Origin of the sequence: Xinfangfangia pollutisoli, from assembly GCF_020179405.1 — a bacterium.
GTDB lineage: Bacteria > Pseudomonadota > Alphaproteobacteria > Rhodobacterales > Rhodobacteraceae > Pseudogemmobacter > Pseudogemmobacter pollutisoli.
On record NZ_JAICBZ010000126.1, the window covers coordinates 1 to 7,353 of the forward strand.

The following is a 7,353-nucleotide window of genomic DNA, read 5'->3' on the forward strand; positions in this document are numbered from 1 at the left end:
GGCTTCCAGCCGGGCGGCAAGGGCGACGCGGTCTTTCAGCGCCGGCGTGGCGGCGGCAAGGGCTGCGATCTCATCCTGCAAGGCGGCGATCGCGGCCTGCATCCGCGCGCGCTCGGCCCCGGCAAGGGCGATGCGGCTGGCCAGGACGGCGCCCTGCAAGGCGCCTTCGGCCGTGTCGGCAGGCAGCGAGGTGCCCTGCAGTTCCGCCTCGCGCCGGGCGATTTCGGCGGCAAGGCTGCGCCTTTCGGCGCCAAGCGCCGCCAGATCGGCCTCGGGCAGGGTCGGGTCCAGCCGGGCCAGAACCTGACCGGCCTGCACCAGATCGCCGGGCCGCACCAGCAGGTCGCGCAGCACCGCGCGGGCCATGGGTTTCAAGACCACGACCGGCGCATCGGCGGCCAGCACGCCTTGCGCCACCACGACCACATCGACCGGCAGCAGCGCCGCCAGCCCGACCATCCCCGCCAGAAGCCCCGCGCCCAGAAGCGGCCAGGCCCGCAGACCCAAGGGCAGGGGGCGCAGCACGAGACGGTCGAGATCGCCCTGAAACTCCAGCGCGGCGGGTGCTACGCGGGGGGGCAGCTGCATGCCGGTCATGTCAGATGCTCGGTCTGGGCATCCCAGAGCTGGCGATAGGTGGCGCAGCGGTCCAGCAGCGCCCGATGCGGGCCGATATCCAGCACCCGGCCCTGATCCATGACCACGATCCGGTCGGCCCGCACCAGCGACGACAGCCGGTGCGAGACCACCACGACCGTGCGCCCCTGTGCGATGGCGGCCAGGTTGCGGTTGACCACCTGTTCGGATTCCGGATCCAGCGCCGAGGTCGCCTCGTCGAAGATCAGCACCCGCGGCGCCCCCATCAGCGCGCGGGCAATGGCGATGCGCTGGCGCTGCCCGCCCGACAGATTGCTGCCGCCTTCCTCGATCTTGGTCTCGAACCCCTGCGGCAGGCGGCTGATGAAGTCTTCGGCCCCGGCCAGGCGGGCGGCCAGGATCACCTCTTCCGGGGCGGCGCCGGGGCGGGCCATGGCGATGTTGTCACGGATCGTGCCGCGGAACAGCAGGTTCTCCTGCAGCACCACGCCGATGTTGCGGCGCAGATGGTCCAGGTCGATCTGGCGGATATCGACGCCATCGACCTGCAACAGGCCGGTGCCCGGCGGCTCGATCCCCTGGATCAGCCGGGTGAGCGTGGTCTTGCCCGAGCCCGACCGGCCCACCACGCCCACGATTTCGCCGGCCGGAATGTCCAGGCTGATGCGGTCCAGCGCCGGCAGATTGGCGCCGGGATAGGTGAACGAGACCTGGTCAAAGCTGATCCGCCCGCTGATCTGATGTTTGGCCGGGCGGTTGTGCAGGCCCTTTTCGGGCCGCTGGTCCATCACGCCTTTCAGCATGCGCACCGACAGCGCCGCCTCTTGATGTTCGTTGATCAGGCCCACGATCTGCACCAGCGGCCCCGAGACGCGGCCCGACAGCATCAGGAAGGCGACCAGCGCCCCCACCGTCATCTGCCCGTCCAGCACATGCGCGGCGCCCAAAGCCACCACACTGATCTGCATGGCTTTTTCCAGCCAGCCCGTGACCGAGCCCGCCAGGGCCGAAATCGCGCCCACATCCCATTGCCGCGACAGCGAGGCCGCCAGACTGTCTTCCCAGACCCGCCTTCGGGCGCCTTCCAGCACCAGCGACTTGACGGCGCGCATGTTGTGCAGGGTCTCGACCAGATGGGCCTGGCGTTCCGCCTCGGCGGCGTAAAGCGCGTTCAGCCGGTGGCGGAAGACCGGCAGAAGTGCTGCGATGCACAGCGCGATGGCCAGGGCAAAGCCCAGGACGACCAGAGTCAGCTGGCCCGAGATCAGCGCCAAAAGGCCCAGCAGCAGCGGCAGGAAGGCGGCGTCCAGCCCGGTCTGGAACAGCCGTCCGGTCAGGAACAGGCGGATCTTCTCGGTCTGTTGCAGATGGCGGGTCAGGACGCCGGCGGGGATGGTTTCGAAAACCGACAGCGGCAGGGTCATCAGATGCGCGAAGGTGCGCCCGCCCACCAGCGCATCGACCTTGCCGCCGGCGATCTGCATCAGGCGCTGGCGGGTATAGGTGAAGCCCGCATCGAATGTGGCCAGGAACAGGAACAGCGCGACGATGGTGTAAAGCGTGTTCCAGGCCGAATGGGCGATGACCCGGTCGACGATCGACTGGAACATCAACGGCAGGCTGTATGAGATCAGATTGCCGGTCAGAACCGCGACCGCGACACCGGCCAGCAGCGCCTTCTGCGCGGCCAGCGCGGGCAGGAACCAGGCCAGGCCAAAGGGCCGATGCTCGCCCGCCGCGGCCGGGGCGGGCTGCACCAGCAGCAGCTCCCCGGCCCAGTCGCGCAGGAAATCGGCCTGTGGAACAAGCTTTATGCCCGCGGATTCCTGCGCCGGATCCATCACCGCGGCCATGGGCTGGCCGTCTTTCACCACGACCAGCACCAGGATCAGCCAGCCGCCATCGCGCAGCGGCACAAGGGCGGGATAGGCGGTGCCCAGCTTGGCCGCCGTGGCCCAGCTGCAGCGCGGAATGCGCCGGGTGCGAAAGCCCGCACGTTCCAGCGCCTCGGCCAGGTTGCGGGTCATGTCAGGGCCCACGAGGCTGGGCAGATCCTCGGGTCGCAGCGCCACGCCATGATGGCTTGCCACCAGAAAGGCCGCGCGCAGCCCCGTCAGCCGGCGGGTCTGCGCCTCCATCGCGCGGGTCTGGGTCGGGTCTTCGGCGCTCATGCCGCGCAGACTAGGCCGGACGTCCTTAATCTGCGGTGAATGGCGGGCGGGGCAGAGCCCGCGCCGCCTGGCAGGTCAGGTCACAGATTCTCGGGCTGCGGGAAGCCCAGAACGTGATAGCCGCCATCGACATGGATCACTTCGCCCGTGGTCGCGGCGCCGTAATCGCTGCACAGCCAGACGGCGGTGCCGCCGATCGCCTCAAGCGTGGCATTGGCGCGCAGGGGGGCGTTGTCTTCGGTATGCCGGAAGGTGGCGCGGGCGCCGCCGATGGCCGAACCGGCCAGGGTCTTCATCGGCCCGGGCGAGATCGCGTTGACGCGGATCTTCTGCGGCCCCAGGTCATTGGCCAGATAGCGCGTCGCCGATTCCAGCGCCGCCTTGGCCACGCCCATCACGTTGTAATTCGGCGCGATCCGGTTCGAGCCCTGGAAGGTCAGGGTCACCAGGCTGCCGCCATTGGGCATCAGCGCTTCGGCGCGGCGGGCGACATCCATGAAGCTGAAGCAGGAAATGTTCAGCGAGTTCAGGAAGTTGCCCCGGGTGGTGTTGACGAAGCGGCCGGTCAGTTCCGATTTGTCGGAATAGGCGATGGCGTGGATCACGAAATCCAGGCTGCCCCAGGTTTGGGCCAGGGTGGCAAAGCAGGCATCCAGCGAGGCTTCGTTCGTCACGTCGACATCGACCATCAGATCCGAGCCGACCGAGGCCGCCAAGGGCGCCAGCCGCTTGCCGAAAGCCTCGCCCTGGTAGGAAAACGCCAGCTCGGCCCCTTCCGCCGCCAGGGCTGAGGCGATGCCCCAGGCGATGGACCGTTCGTTCGCGACCCCCATCACGAGGCCGCGTTTGCCCTTCATCAATTCGGCCATTCCGGCGCCCCTATGCTTCGTTCAATCACGCAATGAACTTCGACATCACCAGCGTCGCATTGGTGCCGCCGAAGCCGAAGGAATTGGACAGGACGCCGTCAAGATCGACATTCTCGCGCAGCTCGGTCACGATCTCGCCCGGCAGCAGCGCCGGATCGGGGGTGACGACATTGGCGGAAGCCGCGATGAACCGGCCCTGCATCATGATCAGCGAATAGATCGCCTCATGCACACCCGTCGCGCCCAGCGAATGGCCGGTCAGCGACTTGGTCGAGGCGACGGGCGGGGTCTGGCCCGCGCCGAAGACCCGGCGGATCGCCTCCAGCTCGGTGATGTCGCCGACCGGGGTCGAGGTGCCGTGGCTGTTGATATAGTCGATCTTCCGGCCCTCGGGCAGGGTCGACAGCGCCAGCCGCATCGACCGCTCGCCGCCTTCGCCCGACGGGGCGACCATGTCATAGCCGTCGGAGGTGGCGCCATAGCCGGTGACTTCGGCATAGATCTTGGCCCCGCGGGCCAGGGCATGCTGAAGCTCTTCCACCACGACCACGCCGCCGCCGCCGGCGATGACGAAGCCGTCCCGCGTGGCGTCATAGGTGCGGCTCGCGGTTGCGGGCGTGTCATTGTATTTCGACGACATCGCGCCCATCGCGTCGAACAGGCAGGACAGCGTCCAGTCCAGTTCCTCGGCGCCGCCGGCGAAGACCACGTCCTGCTTGCCCATCTGGATCAGTTCCGCCGCATTGCCGATGCAATGCGCGCTGGTCGAGCAGGCCGAGGTGATCGAATAGTTCACGCCCTTGATCTTGAACGGCGTGGCCAGGCAGGCCGAGGTCGTCGAGGACATGCCCTTGGTCACGCCGAAGGGCCCGATCCGCTTCGGGCTGCCGGATTCGCGCACGATGTTATGCGCCTTGAAGAAGGATTTGGTCGAAGGCCCGCCCGAGCCCACGATGATTCCCGTCCGCTCGTTCGAAACCTCGGCCTCGGTCAGGCCGGAATCCGCGACGGCCTGCTTCATCGCGATGAAATTATAGGCCGCGCCATCGCCCATGAAGCGCAGGTCGCGCTTGTCGATATGGTCTTCGAAGGTGATGACCGGCTGGCCATGCACCTGGCAGCGGAAGCCGCGCTCGGCATAGTCGGGGGCGAAGACCACGCCCGATTTTCCCGCGCGCAGCGAGGCCTCGACCTCGGCGGCGGAATTGCCGATCGGCGAGACGATGCCGATGCCGGTGATGACGACGCGACGCATGGGGCTGTTCCTTTGCGTTCCGGCCCGAGGGCCTGAAGAGGGGGCTCGGTCAGGTTGCCGAAAGGGCGACCTTCATGTCCTTGACCAGATATATGGTTTCGCCGTCGGCTTCCACCCGGCCATCGGCCACGCCCATGGTCAGGCGGCGGGTTTGCACCGCCTTGGTGAAATCGACGTGATAGGTCAGACGCTTGCGGTCGGGCCGGACCATGCCGGTCAGCTTGACCTCGCCCACGCCCAGCGCATAGCCGCGGCCTTCCCAGCCGCGCCAGCCCAGGTTGAAGCCGGTCAGCTGCCACAGCCCGTCCAGGCCCAGACAGCCCGGCATGATCGGATTGCCGGGGAAATGGCAGGCGAAGAACCACAGATCCGGGGTGATGTCGAATTCGGCGGTGACATGGCCCTTGCCGTGCAGGCCGCCATCTTCCGAAATATCGGTGATGCGGTCCATCATCAGCATCGGGGGTTCGGGCAGTTGCGCATTGCCGGGGCCGAAAAGCTCGCCCCTAGCGCAGGCCAGAAGGGCCTCGCGGTCGAATGTCGTCGGATAACGCCCCATGGGCTATGGCCCCTCCTGCTCCCCGGATGTCGTGCCTTCCCTGTAACAGAGGCATGGATTGCAGGGCAAGGGCGGGGGCGGAATCGGCCGCATCGCGCCTGTGACTTGAAAGCGCAGCCCCGGCGCGCCTATAATAAATCCTGGATATAGGGGAAGTGCTGCATGACCGTGTCGGCAGAAGAACGGGTGGCGGGCTGGCTTGACCGCGGCGGCTTGCGTCCGACGCGGCAAAGGCTGGCGCTGGCCTCGCTGCTGGTCGGTGATGGCGAAGACCGCCATGTGACGGCCGAAATCCTCTATGACATGGCCAGCCGCGCGGGCGAAAAGGTCAGCCTGGCGACGGTCTACAACACGCTGCGCGCCTTCTGCGAGGCGGGGTTGATGAACGAGGTCGTGGTCGATGGCTCGAAAAGCTACTTCGACACCCGCACCGACGATCACCCGCATTTCTACTGGGAAGACAGCGCGATGCTGACCGATGCCCCGAAGGAAGAGCTGAAGATCGCGGCGCTGCCCGTTCCGCCGCCGGGCACCGAAGTGTCGCGCGTCGAGGTGGTGATCCGCCTGCGCCGCGCCGGCTGAGAGCGGCGCAGGCGGCGATTTCTTCGAAGAAATCGCCTCGGAGCCTTTGAAGGCTCCGGAACGGAATTTTCAAAAATTCCGGCACGCGCCCGAGGGCGCGATCACGCTGCCTCGTGGATCAGCCCGTCCAGCGGCCGGCGCACCTTCTTCAGCCCGGCCAGCCAGTCGCCTTCGGTCGCACGATAGCCCACCGGCAACAGCGTGACAGCCCGCAGGCCGCGGGCGCGCAGGCCCAGGATCTCGTCGACCTTGTCGGCATCGAAGCCTTCCATCGGCGTCGCGTCGACCTTCTGCTCGGCCGCGGCGACCAGGCCGATCCCGAAGGCGATATAGGCCTGGCGGGCGGCGTGCTGATGGTTTTCCTCGGCGCTGCGGGGCAGATACATCGCCTTCAGCCGCTCGTAATAGGGCTTCACCGCTTCGGCCGCGCCTTCGCCGCGCTGGTCGACGATGTCCTGGACCACCGCGTCGATCCGCGCCTCGGTGTAATTGTCCCAGGCCGCGAAGACCAGCAGATGCGAGGCTTCGGTGATCTGCGCCTGATCATAGCCCACGGCCTGGATCTGCGCGCGCAGCGCCGGGTTGGTGACCACGATCACTTCGAAAGGTTGCAGCCCCGACGAGGTGGGGGCCATCTGAATGGCCTTCAGGATCGCCTCAAGCTTGTCCTCGGGCAGCGTCTTGCTGGGATCGAATTTCTTGGTGGCGTAACGCCAGGCCAGTTGGTCTTGCAGCATGTCTTTCTCCATCGCGAGGCGCTGCCCGTCCCGGACCCTGCGCGATGAAGCCGCGCGATGCGCCGTCCTGTGCCACAGATATGCTGCAGCGCAGCGTGCGCAAGGCCTGGCGAGGCTGCAAAAAGGGCGGGTCTTTGTGCAGCGGCGCACCGCCGCCGGGATCAGACCGAGGTTTGGGCTTGTGCCTGGCCGCCCTGCGCGGCGGCGATCCGCAGGCCGATCAGCGCGGCGGCCATGGCCTCGGCCTCGGCGGCAGAAAGCGCCGAGGTGTCCAGCACCACCGCATCCGCGGCAGGGCGCAGGGGCGCATCGGCGCGGCCCATGTCGCGGGTGTCGCGTTCGCGGACCTCGGCCAGCACCTGCGCTTCGTCGCCGCCGACTTCCAGCCAGCGGCGATGGGCGCGGATTTCCGGGCTGGCGGTGACGTAAAGCTTCACCTCGGCCTCGGGGCAGATCACCGTGCCGATGTCGCGCCCGTCCAGGACGGCGCCGCCCGCGGTCGAGAGGAAGGTAAAGCTGTCCGCGGCACCCGCCTGGTTCAGCGCCGCGACCGTATCGCCCCCGCCCGCGACCGAGATCAGCT

General features: G+C 67.6%; 7 protein-coding genes and 1 pseudogene. 1 reads left to right on the forward strand and 7 read right to left on the reverse strand.

Going from position 1 to position 7,353, the window contains the following annotated elements; translation table 11 throughout:
• The 5 genes and pseudogenes from K1Y73_RS20680 to fabA all read right to left on the reverse strand — a co-directional run.
• Positions 1-597 (reverse strand): annotated as a pseudogene (locus K1Y73_RS20680) (biotin/lipoyl-binding protein); the annotation flags it as partial.
• The gene (locus K1Y73_RS20685) at positions 594-2,768 is read right to left on the reverse strand and encodes a peptidase domain-containing ABC transporter (RefSeq protein ID WP_225030240.1); all 2,175 of its coding nucleotides are present in this window, start codon (positions 2,766-2,768) and stop codon (positions 594-596) included. The pseudogene K1Y73_RS20680 and the gene K1Y73_RS20685, both read right to left, overlap by 4 nt.
• A gap of 80 nt (positions 2,769-2,848) precedes the next feature.
• Positions 2,849-3,637, reverse strand: coding sequence for an enoyl-ACP reductase FabI (locus K1Y73_RS20690; protein WP_225030242.1), 789 nt, complete (start codon positions 3,635-3,637; stop codon positions 2,849-2,851).
• A 25-nt stretch (positions 3,638-3,662) separates the two neighbouring features.
• Positions 3,663-4,892: a beta-ketoacyl-ACP synthase I gene (fabB, locus tag K1Y73_RS20695; protein ID WP_225030244.1), complete on the reverse strand. Its 1,230-nt coding sequence runs from the start codon at positions 4,890-4,892 to the stop codon at positions 3,663-3,665.
• A gap of 49 nt (positions 4,893-4,941) precedes the next feature.
• Positions 4,942-5,451 (reverse strand): bifunctional 3-hydroxydecanoyl-ACP dehydratase/trans-2-decenoyl-ACP isomerase, encoded by a 510-nt coding sequence (gene fabA / locus K1Y73_RS20700; protein ID WP_225030246.1) that lies wholly within the window; start codon positions 5,449-5,451, stop codon positions 4,942-4,944.
• 162 nt (positions 5,452-5,613) lie between these two features.
• On the opposite strand from fabA, the gene irrA reads away from it, so the two are divergent.
• Positions 5,614-6,033, forward strand: coding sequence for an iron response transcriptional regulator IrrA (gene irrA, locus K1Y73_RS20705; RefSeq protein WP_225030248.1), 420 nt, complete (start codon positions 5,614-5,616; stop codon positions 6,031-6,033).
• A 101-nt stretch (positions 6,034-6,134) separates the two neighbouring features.
• Here the strand turns inward: irrA and K1Y73_RS20710 are convergent, their stop codons facing one another.
• Entirely contained in the window at positions 6,135-6,770 is a 636-nt protein-coding gene (locus K1Y73_RS20710; protein ID WP_225030249.1) for an NAD(P)H-dependent oxidoreductase, read from the reverse strand.
• 161 nt (positions 6,771-6,931) lie between these two features.
• The coding region (gene pgk / locus K1Y73_RS20715; protein ID WP_225030250.1) for a (d)CMP kinase at positions 6,932-7,353 on the reverse strand (422 nt) is incomplete at its 5' end.